This is a genomic window from Notoacmeibacter marinus (assembly GCF_002238045.1).
GTDB lineage: Bacteria > Pseudomonadota > Alphaproteobacteria > Rhizobiales > Rhizobiaceae > Notoacmeibacter > Notoacmeibacter marinus.
In genome coordinates this window covers 156,846-175,335 of sequence record NZ_NBYO01000003.1, presented here as the reverse complement: position 1 = coordinate 175,335, position 18,490 = coordinate 156,846, and the positions used below count along the sequence as shown (strand labels likewise).

The 18,490-nt window shown below is 60.0% G+C and carries 23 protein-coding genes; 21 read left to right on the top strand and 2 right to left on the bottom strand.

The window, feature by feature from the left end; genetic code table 11:
• The first annotated feature begins 10 nt into the window (after nucleotides 1-10).
• The 17 genes from rplX (at nucleotide 11) to B7H23_RS13075 (ending at nucleotide 11,763) form a co-directional block, all read left to right on the top strand.
• A complete protein-coding gene (gene rplX, locus B7H23_RS13155; RefSeq protein WP_094077926.1) occupies nucleotides 11-319 on the top strand; it encodes a 50S ribosomal protein L24 in 309 nt (102 codons plus the stop codon).
• On the top strand, nucleotides 312-869 hold the full coding sequence (gene rplE, locus B7H23_RS13150; protein WP_094077925.1) for a 50S ribosomal protein L5: 558 nt from the start codon (nucleotides 312-314) through the stop codon (nucleotides 867-869). Before rplX ends, rplE begins: the two co-directional genes overlap by 8 nt.
• Before the next feature lie 23 nt (nucleotides 870-892).
• Nucleotides 893-1,198 carry a 30S ribosomal protein S14 gene (gene rpsN / locus B7H23_RS13145; RefSeq protein WP_094077924.1) on the top strand — a complete coding sequence of 102 codons (306 nt, stop codon included), beginning with the start codon at nucleotides 893-895 and terminating at the stop codon, nucleotides 1,196-1,198.
• A 12-nt stretch (nucleotides 1,199-1,210) separates the two neighbouring features.
• Nucleotides 1,211-1,609 (top strand): 30S ribosomal protein S8, encoded by a 399-nt coding sequence (rpsH, locus tag B7H23_RS13140; RefSeq protein ID WP_094077923.1) that lies wholly within the window; start codon nucleotides 1,211-1,213, stop codon nucleotides 1,607-1,609.
• A gap of 38 nt (nucleotides 1,610-1,647) precedes the next feature.
• A complete protein-coding gene (gene rplF, locus B7H23_RS13135; protein ID WP_094077922.1) occupies nucleotides 1,648-2,181 on the top strand; it encodes a 50S ribosomal protein L6 in 534 nt (177 codons plus the stop codon).
• Between the two features lie 13 nt (nucleotides 2,182-2,194).
• Complete coding sequence (gene rplR, locus B7H23_RS13130) at nucleotides 2,195-2,548, top strand: 50S ribosomal protein L18 (RefSeq protein WP_094077921.1); 354 nt, start codon at nucleotides 2,195-2,197, stop codon at nucleotides 2,546-2,548.
• 104 nt (nucleotides 2,549-2,652) lie between these two features.
• Nucleotides 2,653-3,237: a 30S ribosomal protein S5 gene (gene rpsE / locus B7H23_RS13125; RefSeq protein WP_094078382.1), complete on the top strand. Its 585-nt coding sequence runs from the start codon at nucleotides 2,653-2,655 to the stop codon at nucleotides 3,235-3,237.
• A complete protein-coding gene (gene rpmD, locus B7H23_RS13120) occupies nucleotides 3,230-3,415 on the top strand; it encodes a 50S ribosomal protein L30 (RefSeq protein ID WP_094077920.1) in 186 nt (61 codons plus the stop codon). Before rpsE ends, rpmD begins: the two co-directional genes overlap by 8 nt.
• A gap of 10 nt (nucleotides 3,416-3,425) precedes the next feature.
• A complete protein-coding gene (gene rplO / locus B7H23_RS13115; protein ID WP_094077919.1) occupies nucleotides 3,426-3,905 on the top strand; it encodes a 50S ribosomal protein L15 in 480 nt (159 codons plus the stop codon).
• Between the two features lie 187 nt (nucleotides 3,906-4,092).
• Nucleotides 4,093-5,433 carry a preprotein translocase subunit SecY gene (secY, locus tag B7H23_RS13110; protein ID WP_094077918.1) on the top strand — a complete coding sequence of 447 codons (1,341 nt, stop codon included), beginning with the start codon at nucleotides 4,093-4,095 and terminating at the stop codon, nucleotides 5,431-5,433.
• A complete protein-coding gene (locus B7H23_RS13105) occupies nucleotides 5,430-6,080 on the top strand; it encodes an adenylate kinase (RefSeq protein WP_094077917.1) in 651 nt (216 codons plus the stop codon). The genes secY and B7H23_RS13105 overlap by 4 nt, the downstream gene beginning before the upstream one ends.
• Before the next feature lie 232 nt (nucleotides 6,081-6,312).
• Complete coding sequence (rpsM, locus tag B7H23_RS13100; RefSeq protein ID WP_094078381.1) at nucleotides 6,313-6,681, top strand: 30S ribosomal protein S13; 369 nt, start codon at nucleotides 6,313-6,315, stop codon at nucleotides 6,679-6,681.
• A 134-nt stretch (nucleotides 6,682-6,815) separates the two neighbouring features.
• Nucleotides 6,816-7,205 carry a 30S ribosomal protein S11 gene (rpsK, locus tag B7H23_RS13095; protein ID WP_094077916.1) on the top strand — a complete coding sequence of 130 codons (390 nt, stop codon included), beginning with the start codon at nucleotides 6,816-6,818 and terminating at the stop codon, nucleotides 7,203-7,205.
• Between the two features lie 106 nt (nucleotides 7,206-7,311).
• A complete protein-coding gene (locus B7H23_RS13090; RefSeq protein ID WP_094078380.1) occupies nucleotides 7,312-8,322 on the top strand; it encodes a DNA-directed RNA polymerase subunit alpha in 1,011 nt (336 codons plus the stop codon).
• Between the two features lie 72 nt (nucleotides 8,323-8,394).
• Nucleotides 8,395-8,823: a 50S ribosomal protein L17 gene (gene rplQ, locus B7H23_RS13085; protein ID WP_094077915.1), complete on the top strand. Its 429-nt coding sequence runs from the start codon at nucleotides 8,395-8,397 to the stop codon at nucleotides 8,821-8,823.
• Between the two features lie 127 nt (nucleotides 8,824-8,950).
• Nucleotides 8,951-10,420, top strand: a complete 1,470-nt coding sequence (locus tag B7H23_RS13080; protein ID WP_094077914.1) for a Do family serine endopeptidase — start codon at nucleotides 8,951-8,953, stop codon at nucleotides 10,418-10,420.
• 11 nt (nucleotides 10,421-10,431) lie between these two features.
• Complete coding sequence (locus B7H23_RS13075; protein WP_094077913.1) at nucleotides 10,432-11,763, top strand: replication-associated recombination protein A; 1,332 nt, start codon at nucleotides 10,432-10,434, stop codon at nucleotides 11,761-11,763.
• On the opposite strand, the gene B7H23_RS13070 is transcribed toward B7H23_RS13075, so the two are convergent.
• Nucleotides 11,673-13,523: a glucan ABC transporter ATP-binding protein/ permease gene (locus B7H23_RS13070; RefSeq protein WP_094077912.1), complete on the bottom strand. Its 1,851-nt coding sequence runs from the start codon at nucleotides 13,521-13,523 to the stop codon at nucleotides 11,673-11,675. The two genes, B7H23_RS13075 and B7H23_RS13070, sit on opposite strands and share 91 nt — an antisense overlap.
• Before the next feature lie 454 nt (nucleotides 13,524-13,977).
• Here B7H23_RS13070 and crcB point away from each other — a divergent pair, with 454 nt between their 5' ends.
• From crcB to B7H23_RS13050, 4 genes are all read left to right on the top strand, one after another.
• Nucleotides 13,978-14,352, top strand: a complete 375-nt coding sequence (gene crcB / locus B7H23_RS13065) for a fluoride efflux transporter CrcB (protein WP_094078379.1) — start codon at nucleotides 13,978-13,980, stop codon at nucleotides 14,350-14,352.
• 93 nt (nucleotides 14,353-14,445) lie between these two features.
• A complete protein-coding gene (locus B7H23_RS13060) occupies nucleotides 14,446-15,441 on the top strand; it encodes an RluA family pseudouridine synthase (RefSeq protein ID WP_094077911.1) in 996 nt (331 codons plus the stop codon).
• A complete protein-coding gene (locus B7H23_RS13055; RefSeq protein WP_094077910.1) occupies nucleotides 15,438-16,097 on the top strand; it encodes an HAD-IA family hydrolase in 660 nt (219 codons plus the stop codon). Before B7H23_RS13060 ends, B7H23_RS13055 begins: the two co-directional genes overlap by 4 nt.
• A gap of 23 nt (nucleotides 16,098-16,120) precedes the next feature.
• Nucleotides 16,121-16,918 (top strand): ATP12 family chaperone protein, encoded by a 798-nt coding sequence (locus tag B7H23_RS13050; protein WP_094078378.1) that lies wholly within the window; start codon nucleotides 16,121-16,123, stop codon nucleotides 16,916-16,918.
• Nucleotides 16,919-17,020: 102 nt separating this feature from the next.
• Here the strand turns inward: B7H23_RS13050 and glnA are convergent, their stop codons facing one another.
• Entirely contained in the window at nucleotides 17,021-18,430 is a 1,410-nt protein-coding gene (gene glnA / locus B7H23_RS13045) for a type I glutamate--ammonia ligase (protein WP_094077909.1), read from the bottom strand.
• Nucleotides 18,431-18,490 lie beyond the last annotated feature (60 nt).

Sequence of the window (18,490 nt, the reverse complement as noted above, 5' to 3'; positions counted from 1 at the left end):
AGAACGGACCATGCAAAAGATTCGCAAAGGCGACAAGGTCGTGGTGCTGACCGGTAAGGACAAGGGCCGTACTGGCGAAGTCCTGGAGGTCATGCCGAAAGATGATCGCGCCAAGGTGCGCGGCATCAACATGATCAAGCGCCACCAGCGTCAGACACAGACGCAGGAAGCCGGCATCGTCGCAAAGGAAGCGGCGATCCATTTGTCCAACCTGGCCCTTGCTGACAAGGACGGAAAGCCGACGCGCGTTGGCTTCGAAGTCCGTGACGGCAAGAAGGTCCGCATTGCCAAGAGCTCGGGAGAAGTGATCGATGGCTGAGGCAAATTACACGCCGCGGCTGAAGTCTCAGTATGATGACTCGATTCGCGGTCTCATGACCGAGCAGTTCGGTTACACCAACATGCACCAGGTGCCCCGGCTCGAGAAGATCGTGCTGAATATGGGCGTCGGTGAAGCGACGGCAGATTCCAAAAAGCCGACCGTTGCCGCCGAGGATCTGGCGATGATCGCCGGTCAGAAGCCGGTGGTGACCCGTGCTCGCAATTCCATCGCTGGATTCAAGGTCCGCGAAGGCATGCCGATCGGCGCGAAGGTGACCCTTCGCCGTGACCGCATGTATGAGTTCCTGGATCGCCTTATCACGATCGCGCTGCCGCGCGTTCGCGACTTTCGCGGCCTGAACCCCAAGAGCTTCGATGGCCGTGGCAACTTCGCCATGGGTCTGAAGGAGCATATCGTCTTCCCCGAGATCAATTACGACAAGGTCGACCAGATCTGGGGCATGGACATCATCGTCTGCACGACCGCCAAGACGGATGATGAGGCACGTGAACTGCTGCGTGGCTTCAACTTCCCCTTCCGGCAGTAACGGCAAGCGAAAAGGAGCCTGGAATGGCAAAAGTCTCTGCTGTTGAGAAAAACGAAAAGCGCCGCGCGCTGACGAAGAAATACGCCGGCAAGCGGGCCGCGCTGAAGAAGATCGTCATGGACCGGTCCGCCCCGCTGGACGAGCGCTTCACCGCGCAGTTGCAGCTTGCGGCCCTGCCGCGCAATTCGGCCAAGAACCGCATCCGCAATCGCTGCGGTGTGACGGGTCGTCCGCGCGCTTACTATCGCAAGCTCAACATGAGCCGTATCGCACTGCGCGACCTCGGTTCCATTGGCCTGATTCCGGGCCTCAAAAAGTCCAGCTGGTAAGGGAGCATTGGCATGTCTGTGAATGATCCTCTTGGCGATATGCTGACCCGCATCCGCAATGCGACTCTGCGCCGAAAGAATTCCGTCTCGACGCCGGGCTCCAAGCTGCGGGCCCGCGTTCTCGATGTCCTTAAGGACGAAGGCTATATTCGTGACTACGCCGTCACCGAATATGAGAATGGCCGTTCCGACATCGAGATCGAATTGAAGTATTACGAAGGCCAGCCGGTCATCCGCAAGATCGAGCGGGTGAGCAAGCCGGGCCGTCGGGTTTATGCTTCTGTGAAGAATATTCCGCAGGTCGCCAATGGCCTGGGCATTTCCATCCTGTCCACGCCTCGCGGCGTGTTGGCGGACCACTCGGCTCGTGAACAGAATGTCGGCGGAGAAGTTCTCTGTCAGATATTCTAAGCCGGGCCCAACGGAAACGATAGAACAGGGATACGATCATGTCTCGTATCGGTAAAAAACCGGTCCCCGTGCCGGATGGCGTAACCGCCACCGTCGACGGTCAGACTGTCAAGGCCAAGGGCCCGAAGGGTGAACTCGAATTCACCCTTGGCGAAGAAGTGTCCGTGGCGATGGAAGATGGCGCGATCGCCATCGAACCGCGTGACGACAGCAAGGACGCTCGCTCCAAGTGGGGCATGAGCCGCACCATGATCGCCAATATCATGGAAGGCGTCAAAAACGGTTTCGAGCGCAAGCTGGAGATCAACGGCGTTGGTTATCGTGCAGCCATGCGTGGCAGTGATCTGCAACTGTCGCTTGGCTTTAGCCACGAAGTCGTCTTCGTGCCGCCGGAAGGCGTCACCGTCACCGTGCCCAAGCCTACAGAGATTACGGTCTCGGGCATCGACAAGCAGGTTGTCGGCGAAGCTGCAGCGAAGATCCGCGAATACCGTCCGCCGGAGCCCTATAAGGGCAAGGGCGTGAAATATGCCGAAGAGCGGATTGTCCGCAAAGAAGGCAAGAAGAAGTAAGGAACGGAAGATCATGGCTCACAAGACTCCCGTCCAGAAACGCGCTTTCCGCGTCCGCAAGAAGCTGCGCCAGGTTGCCAATGGCCGCCCCCGTCTTTCGATCTATCGCTCGGGCCAGAACATCTATGCCCAGGTGATCGACGACGTGAAAGGCCATACGCTGGCCGCGGCTTCGACGCTCGACACCGATCTGCGCAGCACCTCCGGCGCCAATGTCGATGCGGCCGCCAATGTCGGCAAGCTGATCGCTGAGCGCGCCAAGGAAGCAGGCGTGACCGAAGTCGTTTTTGACCGCGGTCCGTACATTTATCACGGTCGCGTCAAGGCACTCGCCGAAGCGGCCCGAGAGGGTGGTCTCACCTTCTGAATTGCTGTAAGGACCGGCCGCCGCTGCTTCGTGAAAACGAAGTGGCGGCCGATCCATTGGAAACCCCAATCGCCAGTTTTCCGGAAAAGAACAAGGATAGGAACATGGCACAGAACCGTAGGGACGACCGCCGCGATCGCGATGACCGCGATAGCGAATTCGTCGACAAGCTCGTTCACATCAACCGCGTCGCCAAAGTCGTGAAAGGTGGCCGCCGTTTCGGTTTCGCCGCCCTCGTCGTTGTCGGCGATCAAAAGGGCCGGGTCGGCTTCGGTCACGGCAAGGCGCGCGAAGTGCCTGAAGCGATCCGCAAGGCGACCGAAAGCGCCAAGCGCGATCTCATCTTCGTGCCTCTGCGCGATGGCCGTACGCTCCATCACGACGTCAAGGGCCGTCATGGCGCCGGCAAGGTCGTGCTGCGCACCGCCAAGCCGGGTACCGGGATTATCGCCGGTGGCCCGATGCGCGCTGTGTTCGAGACGCTCGGCATCCATGATGTCGTAGCCAAGTCGCTCGGCACGTCGAACCCGTACAACATGATCCGCGCGACCTTCGATGCTCTGAAGAACCAGATGCATCCGAAGGATGTCGCCGCCGCCCGTGGCATCAAATATGCCGAGCTTCAGTCTCGCCGTATCGATACCGCGCGGGCCGAGGAGAGCAGCGTGACGGAGGAAGCTCATGGCTGATAAGATCACCGTCGAGCAGATCGGTAGCCCGATCCGCCGCTCCAAGGACCAGCGGGCCACGCTTGTCGGTCTGGGTCTCAACAAGATGCATCGTCGTCGCGAGCTGGAGAACACTCCGGCCGTCCAGGGCATGATTGCCAAGGTTTCCCACCTTGTGCGTGTCGTGGACGACGAGTGAGGGTAAGAATATGAAACTTAACGATCTTTCTCCGAAGGAAGGCTCCGTGAAGGACCGTAAGCGCGTCGGGCGCGGTATCGGTTCGGGCACCGGCAAGACCGGCGGCCGCGGGGTCAAGGGCCAGAAGTCGCGTTCGGGCGTGTCCGTTGCGGGCTTCGAGGGCGGCCAGATGCCGATCTACCGGCGTCTGCCGAAGCGCGGCTTCAACAACATCTTCGCCAAGACGTTCAATGAAGTCTCGGTCGAGCGGATCCAGAAGGCTATCGATGCCGGCAAACTGGACAAGGGCGCTACGGTCGATATCGATACGCTCGTCAAGGCTGGCATTGTTCGCCGCAAACGGGATGGCGTTCGCCTTCTCGGCAATGGTGAAATCAAGGATGGCGTGACACTCGAAGTGAATTACGCCACGAAGAGCGCCGCTGAAAAGGTCGAAAAGGCCGGCGGTTCGGTCAAGCTCCTGGAACCCAGGGAAAAGATCGCCGAATAAGCGTTCGGTGGGGCCGCTTCCTAGAAGGGAGCGGCCCTTTCGCTTTTTGCGGACGGCTCGGTCCTGACGCTTGCGCTATCGCGCCACTCAGCTTATCTCGGACCCCGCAATCATCTCCGTCACCCGGCGCGCCGATTTTCGATTGGCGAGGCGAATTGCCCCGACCGGTTACGATCCGAGGACTTCCATGGCATCTGCAGCAGAACAGCTCGCATCCAATCTCAACTTTTCCGCCTTCGCCAAGGCTGAAGATCTGAAGAAGCGCCTCTGGTTCACGCTGGGCGCTCTGCTGGTCTATCGCTTCGGCACCTTCGTGCCGATGCCGGGCATCAATCCGGATGCCTTCGCGCAGGCGTTCCAGCAGCAGTCCGGCGGTGTCCTCGGCATGTTCAACATGTTCGCCGGCGGTGCGGTGGAGCGCATGGCGATCTTCGCGCTCGGCATCATGCCTTACATCTCGGCGTCCATTATCGTGCAGTTGATGACGAGCGTCATCCCATCGCTCGAGGCGCTGAAGAAGGAAGGCGAGCAGGGCCGCAAGATCATCAACCAGTATACGCGTTACGGCACGGTTCTGCTGGGTACGATCCAGGCCTACGGAATCGCTATTGGCCTTGAGGGCGGCAACAACATTGTTATCGATCCGGGCTGGTTCTTCCGCCTGTCGACGGTCGTCACTCTCGTTGGTGGCACCATGTTCCTGATGTGGCTCGGCGAACAGATCACCGCGCGCGGTATCGGCAACGGCATTTCGCTCATCATCTTCTCCGGCATCGTTGCCGGCCTACCGAGTGCCATCGGCGGCACGTTGGAGCTGGGCCGCACCGGGGCGCTGTCGACGGGCATCATCCTGGCCATCATCGTGCTTGCGATTGTCGTAATCGCCGTAATCGTCTTCTTCGAGCGTGCCCAGCGGCGGCTTCTGATCCAGTATCCGAAGCGTCAGGTCGGCAACCGTATGTTCCAGGGCGATACGTCGCATTTGCCGCTGAAGCTGAACACGGCAGGCGTTATTCCGCCGATCTTCGCGTCTTCGCTTCTGCTGCTTCCGGCCACTCTTGCAGGCTTCTCCAATACGGAGAACATGCCCTCTTGGGCGGCGCCGATCCTGGCGGCGCTCGGCCACGGCCAGCCGATCTACATGGCGCTCTATGCCTTCATGATCGCCTTCTTCGCCTTCTTCTACACCGCCATCGTCTTCAATCCGAAGGATACGGCCGACCAGCTGAAGAAGCATTCCGGGTTCATTCCCGGCTACCGTCCGGGCGAACGCACCGCCGACTACATCGATTATGTCCTGACCCGCATCACCTTCATCGGTGCGGTCTACCTTGTGGTGATCTGTCTATTACCCGAATTTCTCATATCGGCGACCGGCGTTCCGTTCTATCTCGGCGGCACTTCGCTTCTGATCGTTGTGTCGGTGACGCTCGATACCGTGGCGCAGGTTCAGGGGCATCTCATCGCGCATCAGTATGAGGGCCTGATCAAGAAATCGAAGCTCCGGGGAGGCAAGAGGGGCCGATGAGATTAATTCTGCTAGGACCGCCGGGCGCCGGCAAGGGCACGCAGGCGCAGCGCCTGGTCAAGCTCTACGACATTCCACAACTGTCCACGGGCGACATGCTTCGCGCAGCCGTTCAGCAGGGAACGGAAGTCGGCCGCCGCGCCAAGGCCGTGATGGACGCCGGCGAATTGGTGTCCGATGATATCGTCAATCAGATCGTGTCCGACCGCCTCGATGAGGCCGACTGCCAGAACGGATTTATCCTTGATGGTTATCCGCGCACGTTGGCCCAGGCGGATCGCGTGGACGCGATGCTGCAGGAAAAGGACAAGCCGCTCGACGCCGTCGTCGAATTGCGTGTGGAAGACGATGCGCTCGTTGAGCGTGTTTCGGGCCGGTTCACCTGCGCCAATTGCGGCGCGGTCTATCACGACACGCAAAAACAGCCGCAGACGGAAGGCGTCTGTGATGCCTGTGGTTCGACCGAATTCAAGCGACGGGCCGACGACAACGCCGAGACAATGCGCACGCGGCTTCGCGCCTACTACAAGGAGACGGCGCCGCTGATCGGTTATTATCATGCCAAGGGCATGCTGCAGCCTGTGGATGGCATGGCGGATATCGACGAGGTCACCATGGCTATTCAGTCTGCGCTGGACGGTTCGTAAGCCGAAGCCGGCGACGAAGACGTCTCATATGATCATGAGAAAATGGGAGCGGGGTTGACTCTGGTTGTCATCTCCGCTACCGCCCCATCGTCCTCCCGGAAAAGGAACTGGATGCGCCCCATTTCGGGGCCTTTCGTCATTTCCGGTCGGGGAACCTGCAAGGGCCGGGCTCCACCGGACGCGGGTCGAAACAATGCGCCGGTTGCATGCCGGCCCAAATGGAGAAATGAAGATGGCCCGTATTGCCGGCGTCAATATCCCAACGAACAAGCGCGTCGTGATCGCGCTTCAGTATATTCATGGCATTGGCGCGAAGTTCGCCCAGGACATCGTCGAGAAGGCGGGTATTCCTGCCGAGCGGCGCGTGGCTGAGCTGACCGATGCCGAAGTGCTGCAGATCCGCGAAACCATCGACCGCGACTATCAGGTCGAGGGCGACCTGCGTCGCGAGACCGCGATGAACATCAAGCGCCTGATGGATCTCGGTGCGTATCGTGGTTTGCGTCATCGGCGCAATCTGCCTGTTCGCGGCCAGCGCACCCATACCAATGCCCGCACCCGTAAGGGGCCGGCAAAGGCGATCGCAGGCAAGAAGAAGTAATCTCGTCGGTCGTCTTTGGTCGGTCCGTGGTTCGTGGAACGCGAACCATGATTGAACGGCCGCGAATGACGATCGGCGCCTTGGTGTAGCCGCCGGTACTACGGCGGCGCTGATATCGACTGAAAGGAAATGAAATGGCGAAAGAAGCCGCTCGCGTGCGCCGTCGCGAACGCAAGAATATCTCGTCGGGCGTGGCCCACGTGAACTCGACCTTCAACAATACCATGATCACCATCACCGACGCACAGGGCAACACGATTGCCTGGTCGAGCGCCGGGGCTCAGGGATTCAAGGGGTCGCGTAAATCCACGCCGTTCGCCGCGCAGATCGCGGCCGAGGATTGCGCCAAGAAGGCCATGGATCATGGCATGAGCACGCTGGAAGTTGAAGTGCGTGGTCCGGGTTCCGGCCGTGAATCGGCGCTTCGCGCACTGCAGGCTGCAGGCTTCACGATCACTTCGATCCGCGATGTCACGCCGATCCCGCATAACGGTGTTCGCGCCAAGAAGAAGCGCCGCGTCTGATCCAATCCCGCCATTGGCCGCCTGCAATTGGCTTGCGGCCGACAACCGTTTCCTCCCAGCCTGCCACGAATGGATGGTGGCCGGCCCACTGAAGGAAGACAACCGAATGATCCAGAAAAACTGGCAGGAACTGATCAAGCCGAACAAGATCGAGGTCGCCTCCAAGAAGGGCAACGTGACGACTCTGGTCGCCGAGCCTCTCGAGCGCGGTTTCGGTCTGACGCTTGGCAATGCGCTGCGCCGCGTGCTGCTGTCCTCGCTGCGGGGCGCAGCCGTCACCGCCGTCCAGATCGACGGCGTTCTGCATGAATTCTCGTCCGTTCCAGGCGTGCGCGAAGATGTCACCGACATTATTCTGAACATCAAGGAAATCGCCATCAAGATGGACGGCGAAGGCCCCAAGCGCATGGTCGTGCGCAAGGCTGGTCCGGGCACTGTCACCGCTGGCGATATCCAGACGGTCGGCGATGTCGAGATCCTGAACCCGGACCATGTGATCTGCACGCTCGACCGCGATGCGGAAGTGCGCATGGAATTCACCGTGGACAATGGCAAGGGCTACGAGCCGGCGGACCGCAACCGTTCCGAGGACAGCCCCATCGGGTTGATCCTCGTCGATGCGCTGTTTTCGCCGGTGCGCAAGGTCTCCTACAAGGTGGAGAACACGCGCGAAGGTCAGGTGCTCGACTATGATAAGCTGACCTTGACGATCGAGACCGACGGTTCGATCTCCGGTGAGGACAGCGTGGCCTATGCGGCGCGTATCCTGCAGGACCAGTTGTCCATCTTCGTCAACTTCGAAGAGCCGCAGCGCGAGAGTGCGACCGAGCAGGCCAGCGAACTGGCGTTCAACCCGGCGCTTCTGAAGAAGGTCGACGAGCTGGAACTCTCGGTCCGTTCGGCCAACTGCCTGAAAAACGACAACATCGTCTACATTGGTGATCTCATTCAGAAGACCGAAGCGGAGATGCTCCGTACGCCGAATTTCGGCCGCAAGTCGCTGAATGAGATCAAGGAAGTTCTCGCCTCCATGGGCCTTCACCTCGGCATGGAAGTGCCGGACTGGCCGCCGGAGAACATCGACGAGCTGGCCAAGCGTTACGAAGACCAGTATTGAGCCGCACAGCGGACGAAACAGATGGAGAGAGGCGCGCTGCGTCCTCTCGATTGAAACGAAAGGAACAGGCTCATGCGTCACGGTAACCGGGGCCGGAAATTCAACCGCACACACGAGCATCGCAAGGCGATGTTCGCCAATATGGCGGCTGCGCTCATCACCCACGAGCAGATCGTCACGACCCTGCCAAAGGCCAAGGATCTTCGGCCGATCGTCGAAAAGCTGGTCACGCTTGGCAAGCGCGGCGATCAGCATGCCCGCCGGATGGTGGCATCGCAGATTCAGGATGAAGCAGCGGCCAAGCGTCTCTTCGATGAGGTCGCACCGCGCTATTCGGAGCGCAATGGCGGCTACCTTCGCATCATGAAGGCTGGCTTTCGCTATGGCGACAATGCGCCGATGGCCGTGATCGAGTTTGTCGATCGCGACGAAGACGCCAAAGGCAGGGCCGATCGCGAACGGATGGAAGCGGAAGCTGAAACGGAAACCGAAGAGGCGTAAGCTTCATCGGTCGATGGAATGAAGAGGGCTGGCCGTGCGCCGGCCCTTTTTCGTTTGTTTGGGCGGTCATCCCTTCACCACGACCGGTGCATGTTGGAAACTGGTTCGAACACGGGAGACGATACCAATGATTCGCCATGTCCATGTCGCTCTGGCGATATGTCTGTCATTTGCCGGAGCAAACGGTGCATCGGCCGAAGAAGGAACGCTCAAGGGTCTTCTGAACAGATTGACTGGCGAAGAGGTGACCGCGCAAACGCCGGCGCCCGTGCGCAAAGTGCCGCAGAGCGCGACCCGGATAAAACAGTCATTCGCCCCGCTGGTTCGCCAGACGGCGCCTGCCGTGGTGAACGTTTACGCCACGCAGATGGCTCGCGCGCAACGCTCGCCTTTCGAAGGCGACCCTTTCTTCGACCAGTTCTTCCGGCGCAGCCCGGGGCGATCCTTGCGTCGTCCTTCATCGCTTGGTTCGGGCGTGATCGTCGATCCGTCCGGTCTTGTCGTGACGAACAATCATGTGATTCAGGGCGCAGACGATGTCCGCATCGCGCTGAACAATGGCCGCGAACTCAAGGCACAGATCGTTCTGCGTGACGAGAACGTCGATCTGGCGATCCTTCGGGTCGATGGCGGGGATACGTTGCCGGCGCTCGATTTTGCCGACAGCGATTCCATGGAAGTCGGGGATCTGGTGCTGGCAATCGGCAATCCGTTCGGCGTTGGCCAGACAGTGACGAGCGGCATCGTATCGGCGCTTGCACGCAATCACGTCGGCGTATCTGATTTCAACTTCTTCATCCAGACAGATGCGGCGATCAACCCCGGCAATTCAGGTGGCGCGCTTGTCGACATGGATGGCAATCTGGCCGGTATCAACACGGCGATCTATTCGCGCTCCGGCGGATCGAACGGTATCGGGTTTTCCATCCCGGCCAATATGGTGCGGGCCTTTGTGGCAGCCGCCAGGGCTGGCGAAAGCCGCTTTGAACGTCCTTGGCTCGGCGCGGCTTTCTCGCCGGTGACGCCGGACATCGCCGAAGCGCTCGGTCTCGATCGTCCGACAGGTGTCATCGTGGCCGATGTCGTGGAGGACAGCCCCGCCGATAAGGGTGGAATCGAGGTCGGCGACGCTATTCTGGCGATGGAAGGTCGCCTCATCGAACATCCCGATGCGCTCGGCTACCGACTGGCGACCCATCCGATCGGAACCGAAGCGCGGTTTACGGTGTTGCGCGACAGCAAGAGGTTGGAGATCGTGACGATGCCGGCCCGGGCGCCGGACCTTTCAGCGAATGCCGTTCTGCTGGAGGGTGAACAACCGCTGGCAGGTGCTCTCGTGGCCGATCTGACGACGGCTTTGTCGCAGCGAATGCGGCTGAAGGGAACACCGGCAAGCGGCGCTGTTCTTGTGGAGGTGGAACAGGGATCGATTGCGGCGACCTACGGCTTCAAGCCCGGCGACGCCATTGTCGAACTGAACGGCAATATGATCGACAGCGCTGCGACATTGCAGCGTGTTGTCGAAAGGGGCGCCCGCTTCTGGCGGGTCGCGCTGGTTCGTGAGGGCCGCACCTATCGCCAGATGTTCAGCTACTAACCGCGCAGACCATGGCCGATCTCTTTCAACAATCCCAGAGCGACGACGGTAGCGCGGAAGGTTCGAGCTCGACAAATCGCCCGCTTGCCGATCGCCTTCGGCCTGCTCGCCTGTCGGAGGTCGTCGGCCAGGATCATTTAACGGGAGAGGAAGGCGCGCTGACCCGCATGCTGGCGTCTGGCACACTGGGTTCTATGATCTTCTGGGGGCCGCCAGGCACCGGCAAAACCACCGTAGCGCGTCTTCTGGCCGGACAAACCGACCTGTCCTTCGAACAGATCTCGGCGATCTTTTCCGGCGTCGCCGATCTGAAGAAAGTGTTCGAGGGCGCGCGACTGCGACGCACGCAGGGCCGCCAGACTCTTCTCTTCGTCGACGAAATCCATCGCTTCAACCGCGCCCAGCAGGACAGCTTTCTGCCTGTCATGGAAGACGGCACCGTCATTCTGGTCGGCGCGACCACCGAGAATCCGAGTTTCGAGCTGAACGCTGCCCTTCTGTCTCGTGCGCGGGTTCTGACGTTTCGGTCGCTGGAATCCGAAGACATCGAAGCCCTGCTTGTCAGAGCCGAAACGGCCGATGCACGTTCCCTGCCACTCGACAAGGAAGCGCGCGACGTCCTTATCCGCATGGCGGACGGCGATGGCCGGGCCGCGCTGACACTGGCCGAAGAAGTCTGGCGTTCCGTCAAGCACGGCGAAACCCTCGATGCGGACAGGTTGCAGTCGATCCTCCAACGTCGCGCACCGATCTATGACAAGGGTCAGGACGGCCATTACAATCTGATTTCCGCGCTTCATAAGGCGGTGCGCGGTTCGGATCCCGATGCTGCGCTTTATTACCTGTGCCGAATGCTGGATGCGGGCGAAGACCCGCTCTTTCTCGGTCGCCGACTGGTGCGAATGGCAAGCGAGGATATCGGTCTGGCCGATCCGCAAGCTTTGGTGATCGCAAACGCTGCCAAGGACACCTATGACTATCTCGGCAGTCCGGAGGGAGAACTGGCCCTGGCGCAGGCGGCCGTTTACCTGGCTACTGCACCGAAATCGAACGCGGTCTATACCGCCTTCAAGGCGGCGATGCGCAGCGCTAGAGAGAACGGATCGCTCCTGCCGCCGCGCCATATTCTGAACGCGCCGACGAAGCTGATGAAAGAAGAAGGTTATGGCGAGGGTTATCGCTACGATCACGATCAGCCCGACGCCTTTTCAGGCCAGAACTACTTTCCCGAAGCGATGGACCGGCAGTACTATTACCGACCTGTCGATCGGGGCTTCGAACGAGAAATCGGCAAGCGGTTGGAATATTGGAGCAAGCTGCGGCGAGAACGCGGGAAAGGCTGAACATTGCTGCCAGCCTGCTCGATGAAAGCCGATTCTGCCGGTTCGGTCTGAAAACCGCCGGCTGCCAGAAGATCGGCGAAACGCCCACCTGTAATCGCCAGCTCGTCGTAGGAACCTCTTTCTACAATCCGGCCATCTTCGATGACGAGAATGAGATCGGCATCGCGAATGGTGGATAGGCGGTGCGCGACAACGAATGTAGTCCGGCCCTTGCGCAATTGGTCGAGTGCCGCCTGGACCTTGCTTTCGGTCTCGACGTCGAGTGCGCTGGTCGCTTCGTCGAGAACGAGAATGGGCGCATTCTTCAAAACCGCGCGGGCAATAGCGATCCGCTGACGCTCTCCGCCGGAAAGGCAGCTGCCGCGGTCGCCTGCCGGCGCATCGTACCGCTCGTCCTTGCATTCGATAAAGCCATCGGCGGACGCCGCTGTGGCGGCTCGAACGATCTCGTCATGGCTGGCAGGTTCGCGGCCGACCCGGATATTCTCCTCAATGGTTCGATTGAGGATCGACGGATCCTGAAAGACAGTCGCAATGGTCTTGCGCAGGGAATGCTGCGAAACGTCGCCGATATCGATTCCATCAATGGTAATCCGACCCTCGGATGGCGCTTGGACGGCCTGGAGAAGGTTGATGATTGTGCTCTTGCCCGAACCCGTAGGCCCGACCAGCGCAACGGTCTGACCCGGGAACACTTCGAAATCGACATTCGTGACGCCGCAATGCGAGGACGGATAGCGGAACGAAACGTTATCGAACCGGACGGCGCCCGACACTCGGTCTAGTGATCGCTTGCCAGTTTCGGTGACGCTATGACTGCGTTGGTCGTCCAGATCGTAGAACGCCTGGAGCCGAGCGCGACTGTCATGCAACTGGGTCAGGAAACCGGTAATCTGATCAAGCCGCGAAATCAGCAGACCGGCAAAGCCGGTAAAGGCGACCACTTCGCCGATGGCCAATTCGCCTCTGCTTACGAGCAGGCTGCCGATCAGCAGGACCACCGCCATGGAAAGGGTCGACGCCAGGCGGTTCAACGTAGCCGCGATCGCCCACCAGTTCAGGACCGGATACTGTTCGGCCAGCAGGCGATGGACGAAGATGCGCAGCGTATTCGTTTCTGTGGCGATCCGGTTGTAACTCTGCAGAAGTCCGACATTGCCGACCGTATCCGTCACGTGGCCGAAAACGCGATGGTTGGACTGTTCGAGCGCGCGTTGCCCGTCTTCCGTCTTTCGCATGACAAAGCGGCTCGTCGCCGCGTAGGCGGCGGCAAGGGCGAACAGCACCACGCTAAGCCGCCAGTCCATGGCGAGTGCGGTGGGCACGAGAAAGACGAGCGCGACGACCGTTGCCAAATGCACCCGCATGAAGTCCAGCCATAGACTGAACAGGGTGTCGATGCCGCGGAGCAAGGTGTGAAGAACACGCGATCCGCCGGTCCGTTGATGATAGGCGAGGGGTAGATGCATCACGTGTTCGTAGCTTTCCAGCAGCACGCGCATCTTGTGTTTGTTGGCGAGTCTGTCGCCAGCCAACGCCACAAGAATGAAAGCCACGATGCTGAATGCGCCAACGGCCAGCCATAGTGTGAGGCTCGGCGCGATCGCTCCGTCACCGGCGATGGCATCGAAGACCTTGCCGAGAAGAACCGGCTCATAAACGGCAACCGCAGCCAATGCGATATTGGCCGCGCAGATAACGCCGACACGCTTCTTTTCCGGTAAAAGATAACCGATCGCCCGTAAGTAAAGCGACGGCATGGAGGGGGAAACCGAACCAGAACCAGCCAAAAGAAATGTGCCCGCATTTGTTTGGTGCGCCGCCGAAAAAGAGGGACAGCTGGCACCTGACGCTTCGTTTGCCAACGGAATTGACCGCAGTGATTCCCATGGCCCGAGGTAGAGTAATGTCTTGGCAACAAATGGGTTTCGCTTAAAGATCACAGGCTCTTGACTGAATGTGATCACTCTATGGCGACCCTGCTGCGCCGCAAAATCACCTCCAGCTTTTACAGACTGCCGTAAGCGCTTGAGTCACAGATGAAAAGAATGGATCGGCATATATTTCTGACTGCTAATAAGACAGCAAATCAAAGAAGTTGGTATGCAATAAGCAGGCATCTGCCATACGCTGCGAGCATGGCTCTGGCACATGCGACCGGCGACTGTTAAGGCCGCTGTTGCAAATGATGATGAGGGTTTGGAAACGTTGGCTATGCAGGGTTTGTTGGCGGTCATGTCAGGTGGTGCGCTCGGAGCACTGGCTCGGCATCTTGTTGGCATCGGGACGTTTCGGCTTTTCGGGGCGGGATTTCCAGCCGGAACGTTCGTGGTGAATGTCCTCGGGTCATTTCTGATGGGATTGGTGATCAGTTGGGTGCTGCCTCGGCTGCCGGGCGTGGAATGGCGGCTTTTCTTGGCAACGGGGCTACTGGGCGGTTTCACGACATTCTCCGCTTTCAGTCTGGATGCGGTGACGCTCTGGGAGCGTGGCGCGACCACTCAATCGCTTCTTTATGTTGCGGCTAGCGTTCTCCTGGCCATCTTCGCTCTCTTTGCAGGGCTGGCCTTGGGCCGCATGGCCGGTTAGGACAGCTCTCCAGACAAAGCAGCAATCCGTCTGACGGCTGGAAAGGCTTCTGCCATCTCCGCCAGTCAGACCATTTCATTGAGCAGGCCCACCATGGTCGGAGTGAAACAGATCACCGTGGATGCGGACGAGGCAGGCATGCGTGTCGACCGCTGGTTCAAATCGCACTATCCCGGTCTTGGCTTCGGCGCCCTGCAGAAGCTGCTACGCAGCGGCCAGGTTCGCGTCGATGGCGGTCGCGTGAAGTCGGATACGCGTCTGCAGGCCGGACAGACGGTCCGCATCCCGCCTATGGCGACCGACCGCAAGGCAGACGGGCCGTTGACACATCGGACGATGCGCGACCGGGCCGACGGCGATCTGCTGTCTTCCATGCTGTTGCACGAAGACAAGAAAGTGCTCGTCTTCAATAAGCCGGCAAGCCTGGCCGTTCAGGGCGGCTCCGGCATCATGCGCTCCGTCGATTCCATGCTGGAGGCATGGCGCAGCAAGAAGGGCGAGAAACCCCGCCTCGTTCATCGCCTGGATCGAGATACGTCTGGCGTGCTGGTGGTGGCGCGAACGCGCGGCGCCGCGCAGAAACTGACCGAAGCCTTTCGCGTCCGTTCCACGCAGAAAACCTATTGGGCGCTGGTGAAGGGCGTACCGAAACCGCCAACGGGACGCATTTCGACTTGGCTGGTCAAGGAAACGACGCCGGATGGCGATCGGATGCGAAATGTCCGGCACGGGCGGGACGGCGCGGACCACGCCATTTCCACCTATGACGTCATCGAACGGGCCGGTCAGGATCTGGCGTGGTTGAAGATGGAGCCGGAAACCGGTCGAACGCACCAGCTACGCGTTCATGCCCTGCATATCGGCCACCCGATCATCGGCGATCCGAAATATTTCGAAGCCGATCACAATTGGGATTTTCCGGGCGGTATCCAGAAAAAACTGCATCTTCATGCCCGTCGGATTCGTATTCCGCATCCCGACGGTGGCGTTCTGGATGTGACCGCGCCCTTGCCGCCGCATATGGTACAAAGCTGGAACCTGCTCGGCCTCGACGAAGCCGCAGCCCAGCAGGCCGAGCAAGACGAATGAAGCTTGTCCTCTTCGATTGCGATGGCACGCTGGTGGATGGTGCCGGTTTGATCTGCGCCACGATGGACGCAACATTTGCCGAGCATGGGCTGCCACTGCCATCGACGCGGGCGACCCGCAATGTCATTGGCCGCAGCCTCGATCTAGCGATTGCGGAACTGTTGCCGCAAGGCGCCGCGGCGGACGTGCCGCATCTGGTCCGTGAATATAAGGAAAACTACCAGCGGATCAGACAGACCGGCCAGTACACCGATCCGCTTTATGAAGGGATCGCGGAACTGGTCGCCCAGCTTGCCGCGCGAGACGATCTTCTTCTGGGCATCGTCACTGGCAAGAGCCGGCGGGGTGTCGCAAACGTTTTTGCCACGCACGGGTTCGGCGATCATTTCGTAACGGTGCGAACCGCGGACGATTGCCCGAGCAAGCCTCATCCCGCCATGGTGCGGGAGTGTTGCGCGGAAACGGGCATGGAGGTCGCCGATACTCTGGTAATCGGCGATACGGTCTACGACATGGAGATGGCGGTTTCAGCGGGAGCGCACGCTATCGGTGTCGATTGGGGTTACGGCGCCGTCGACGCATTGCGGCGTGCAGGAGCCGGGGCGGTGCTATCGCATCCCGACCAGTTGCTGGCGCACCTGCCAAAAACCGTATGAATGAAGGCAAAAGGAGCGGATCGATGCGCGATCAGCTTGAATCGATAGAAGAAGGCGGCCGCCAGACCGTCACCGATCCGACGCAGAAGGCGCGTGAACAAATGCGCAGGCCGCTGCCAAAGCGGTTCTACAGTGAGGCGAGCGTCGGCAATGCCGAGGGCGGACAGGCCTTTGCCGTCCTGCTGGACGGACGCGTGGTCAAAACGCCGGGCCGCAAGACGCTGACCTTTCCAGCGAGGGCGATGGCGGAACTGGTTGCGCGGGAATTTGCCGATCAGGTGGAGGTTCTTGATCCCGCGAAAATGCCGGTCTTTCGGCTGGCTAACAGTGCAGCGGAAGGTGTTGCGGAAAACATGCCAGCTGTGGCGGAGGACCTCGTCCGCTTCGCGGGCTCCGATCTTCTTTGCTACCGGGCCGAAGGTCCCGAAGGCCTTGTCGAAAACCAGCAGCGACAATGGGATCCTGTTCTGGACTGGTTGCGCGAAGAGGTCGGCGCGCCATTCGTGACAGTCAGCGGGATCGTCTTTGCCGAACAGCCGGGCGAGGCTCTGGGTGCGATCTCCCGGCATATTGGCGCCTACGACAACCCTTTCCAACTGGCGGCCATCCATTCGATGACGACGCTGACGGGATCGGTCATGCTGGCGCTTGCCGTCGCTGCCGGCCGCATCGACGCCGAAGCGGCATGGCGGGCCGCGCATGTCGACGAGGACTGGAATGTCGCGCAATGGGGCGAGGATTACGAGGCGCGCAAGCGGCGCGATACGCGCTGGATCGAGATGAAGGCCGCTTCGGATCTTTTCCACGCCGCCCGGCGCTGAGATATCCGCTCGCATTGATCGGGCGATCATACGAAAAAGGATCATACGAAAAAGGCCCCGGTCTTGCCGGGGCCTTTTCCTTGTTCGGTCTGATCGGAGCGATCAGACGGAATAGTACATGTCGAACTCGACCGGATGCGGCGTGTGCTCGAAGCGGATGACTTCTTCCATCTTCAGGTCGATATAGGCATCGATCTGATCGTCGTCGAAAACGCCGCCGGCGGTGAGATAAGAGCGGTCGGCATCGAGACTGTCGAGCGCTTCGCGCAGCGATGCGCAGACGGTCGGAATGTCCTTCAGCTCTTCTGCCGGAAGATCGTAGAGGTCCTTGTCCATCGCATCGCCTGGATGGATCTTGTTCTTGATCCCGTCCAAACCGGCCATCAGCATGGAGGCGAAGCAGAGATAGGGGTTCGCCATCGGATCGGGGAACCGTACTTCCACGCGCTTGCTCTTCGGCGAGGAGCCGAACGGAATGCGGCAGGACGCCGAGCGGTTGCGTGCCGAATAGGCCAGCAGCACCGGCGCTTCGAAGCCCGGAACCAGACGCTTATAGGAGTTGGTCGACGGGTTGGTGAAGGCGTTCAGCGATTTGGCGTGCTTGATGATGCCGCCAATGTAGTAGAGGCAGCTTTCCGACAGGCCGGCATACTGGTCGCCCGCGAAGGTCGGCTCGCCGCCCTTCCAGATCGACTGGTGGCAATGCATCCCGGTGCCATTGTCGCCATAGACCGGCTTCGGCATGAAGGTCGCCGTCTTGCCATAGGCGTTCGCTACCTGATGGACCACATATTTGTAGATCTGCATCTTGTCGGCGTTGCGAACCATCTCGTCGAACATGATGCCAAGTTCGTGCTGGGCCGCCGCCACTTCGTGGTGATGCTTTTCGACCTTCACGCCCATCTCGGTCAGAACGGTCAGCATTTCGGAGCGCATATCCTGGGCGCTGTCGACCGGCGGAACCGGGAAGTACCCGCCCTTGGTGCGCACGCGGTGGCCGAGGTTTCCGGTCTCGTATTCGGCGCCCATATTGGTCGGCAGTTCGATATTGTCGAGCTGGAAGCGCGTATCGTACGGATCGGTGCTGAACTTGACGTCGTCGAACACGAAGAACTCGGCTTCCGGTCCGAAATAGATCGTGTCGCCGATGCCTTCGCCTTTCATATACGCTTCGGCCTTCTTGGCGGTGCCGCGCGGATCGCGATTGTAGGATTCGCCGGACACCGGATCGAGAATGTCGCAGAAGATCGACATGGTGGACTGGGCGAAGAACGGATCGACATGCGTCGTTTCCGTATCCGGCATCAGCAGCATGTCGGATTCGTTGATGGCCTTCCAGCCCGCGATCGAGGAACCGTCGAACATGACGCCTTCGGCGAAGAGTTCTTCGTCGCAGAGGCCGGCGTCCATGGTGACGTGCTGCATCTTGCCGCGCGGGTCGGTAAAGCGCAGGTCGACGAATTTCACATCGTTGTCTTTGATCTGCTTTGCGATATCGCTAGCCGAAGTCATTCTATGCGTTCCCCTTGGGTTCGTGACGCTTTGGGTTTCTCACTGGCGAAACGCCAGTCA

Excerpts from the sequence above, each read along its gene's own strand:
- rpsK (WP_094077916.1), top strand. The coding sequence starts at position 6,816 with ATGGCGAAAGAAGCCGCTCGCGTGCGCCGTCGCGAACGCAAGAATATC.
- rplE (WP_094077925.1), top strand. The coding sequence starts at position 312 with ATGGCTGAGGCAAATTACACGCCGCGGCTGAAGTCTCAGTATGATGAC.
- B7H23_RS13050 (WP_094078378.1), top strand. The coding sequence starts at position 16,121 with ATGCGCGATCAGCTTGAATCGATAGAAGAAGGCGGCCGCCAGACCGTC.
- rpsH (WP_094077923.1), top strand. The coding sequence starts at position 1,211 with ATGTCTGTGAATGATCCTCTTGGCGATATGCTGACCCGCATCCGCAAT.
- B7H23_RS13055 (WP_094077910.1), top strand. The coding sequence starts at position 15,438 with ATGAAGCTTGTCCTCTTCGATTGCGATGGCACGCTGGTGGATGGTGCC.
- rplQ (WP_094077915.1), top strand. The coding sequence starts at position 8,395 with ATGCGTCACGGTAACCGGGGCCGGAAATTCAACCGCACACACGAGCAT.
- rplO (WP_094077919.1), top strand. The coding sequence starts at position 3,426 with ATGAAACTTAACGATCTTTCTCCGAAGGAAGGCTCCGTGAAGGACCGT.
- rpmD (WP_094077920.1), top strand. The coding sequence starts at position 3,230 with ATGGCTGATAAGATCACCGTCGAGCAGATCGGTAGCCCGATCCGCCGC.
- B7H23_RS13060 (WP_094077911.1), top strand. The coding sequence starts at position 14,446 with ATGGTCGGAGTGAAACAGATCACCGTGGATGCGGACGAGGCAGGCATG.
- rpsE (WP_094078382.1), top strand. The coding sequence starts at position 2,653 with ATGGCACAGAACCGTAGGGACGACCGCCGCGATCGCGATGACCGCGAT.
- secY (WP_094077918.1), top strand. The coding sequence starts at position 4,093 with ATGGCATCTGCAGCAGAACAGCTCGCATCCAATCTCAACTTTTCCGCC.
- B7H23_RS13070 (WP_094077912.1), bottom strand. The coding sequence starts at position 13,523 with ATGCCGTCGCTTTACTTACGGGCGATCGGTTATCTTTTACCGGAAAAG.
- B7H23_RS13075 (WP_094077913.1), top strand. The coding sequence starts at position 10,432 with ATGGCCGATCTCTTTCAACAATCCCAGAGCGACGACGGTAGCGCGGAA.
- B7H23_RS13090 (WP_094078380.1), top strand. The coding sequence starts at position 7,312 with ATGATCCAGAAAAACTGGCAGGAACTGATCAAGCCGAACAAGATCGAG.
- rplF (WP_094077922.1), top strand. The coding sequence starts at position 1,648 with ATGTCTCGTATCGGTAAAAAACCGGTCCCCGTGCCGGATGGCGTAACC.
- rpsM (WP_094078381.1), top strand. The coding sequence starts at position 6,313 with ATGGCCCGTATTGCCGGCGTCAATATCCCAACGAACAAGCGCGTCGTG.
- B7H23_RS13080 (WP_094077914.1), top strand. The coding sequence starts at position 8,951 with ATGATTCGCCATGTCCATGTCGCTCTGGCGATATGTCTGTCATTTGCC.
- crcB (WP_094078379.1), top strand. The coding sequence starts at position 13,978 with ATGCAGGGTTTGTTGGCGGTCATGTCAGGTGGTGCGCTCGGAGCACTG.
- glnA (WP_094077909.1), bottom strand. The coding sequence starts at position 18,430 with ATGACTTCGGCTAGCGATATCGCAAAGCAGATCAAAGACAACGATGTG.
- rplX (WP_094077926.1), top strand. The coding sequence starts at position 11 with ATGCAAAAGATTCGCAAAGGCGACAAGGTCGTGGTGCTGACCGGTAAG.
- B7H23_RS13105 (WP_094077917.1), top strand. The coding sequence starts at position 5,430 with ATGAGATTAATTCTGCTAGGACCGCCGGGCGCCGGCAAGGGCACGCAG.
- rpsN (WP_094077924.1), top strand. The coding sequence starts at position 893 with ATGGCAAAAGTCTCTGCTGTTGAGAAAAACGAAAAGCGCCGCGCGCTG.
- rplR (WP_094077921.1), top strand. The coding sequence starts at position 2,195 with ATGGCTCACAAGACTCCCGTCCAGAAACGCGCTTTCCGCGTCCGCAAG.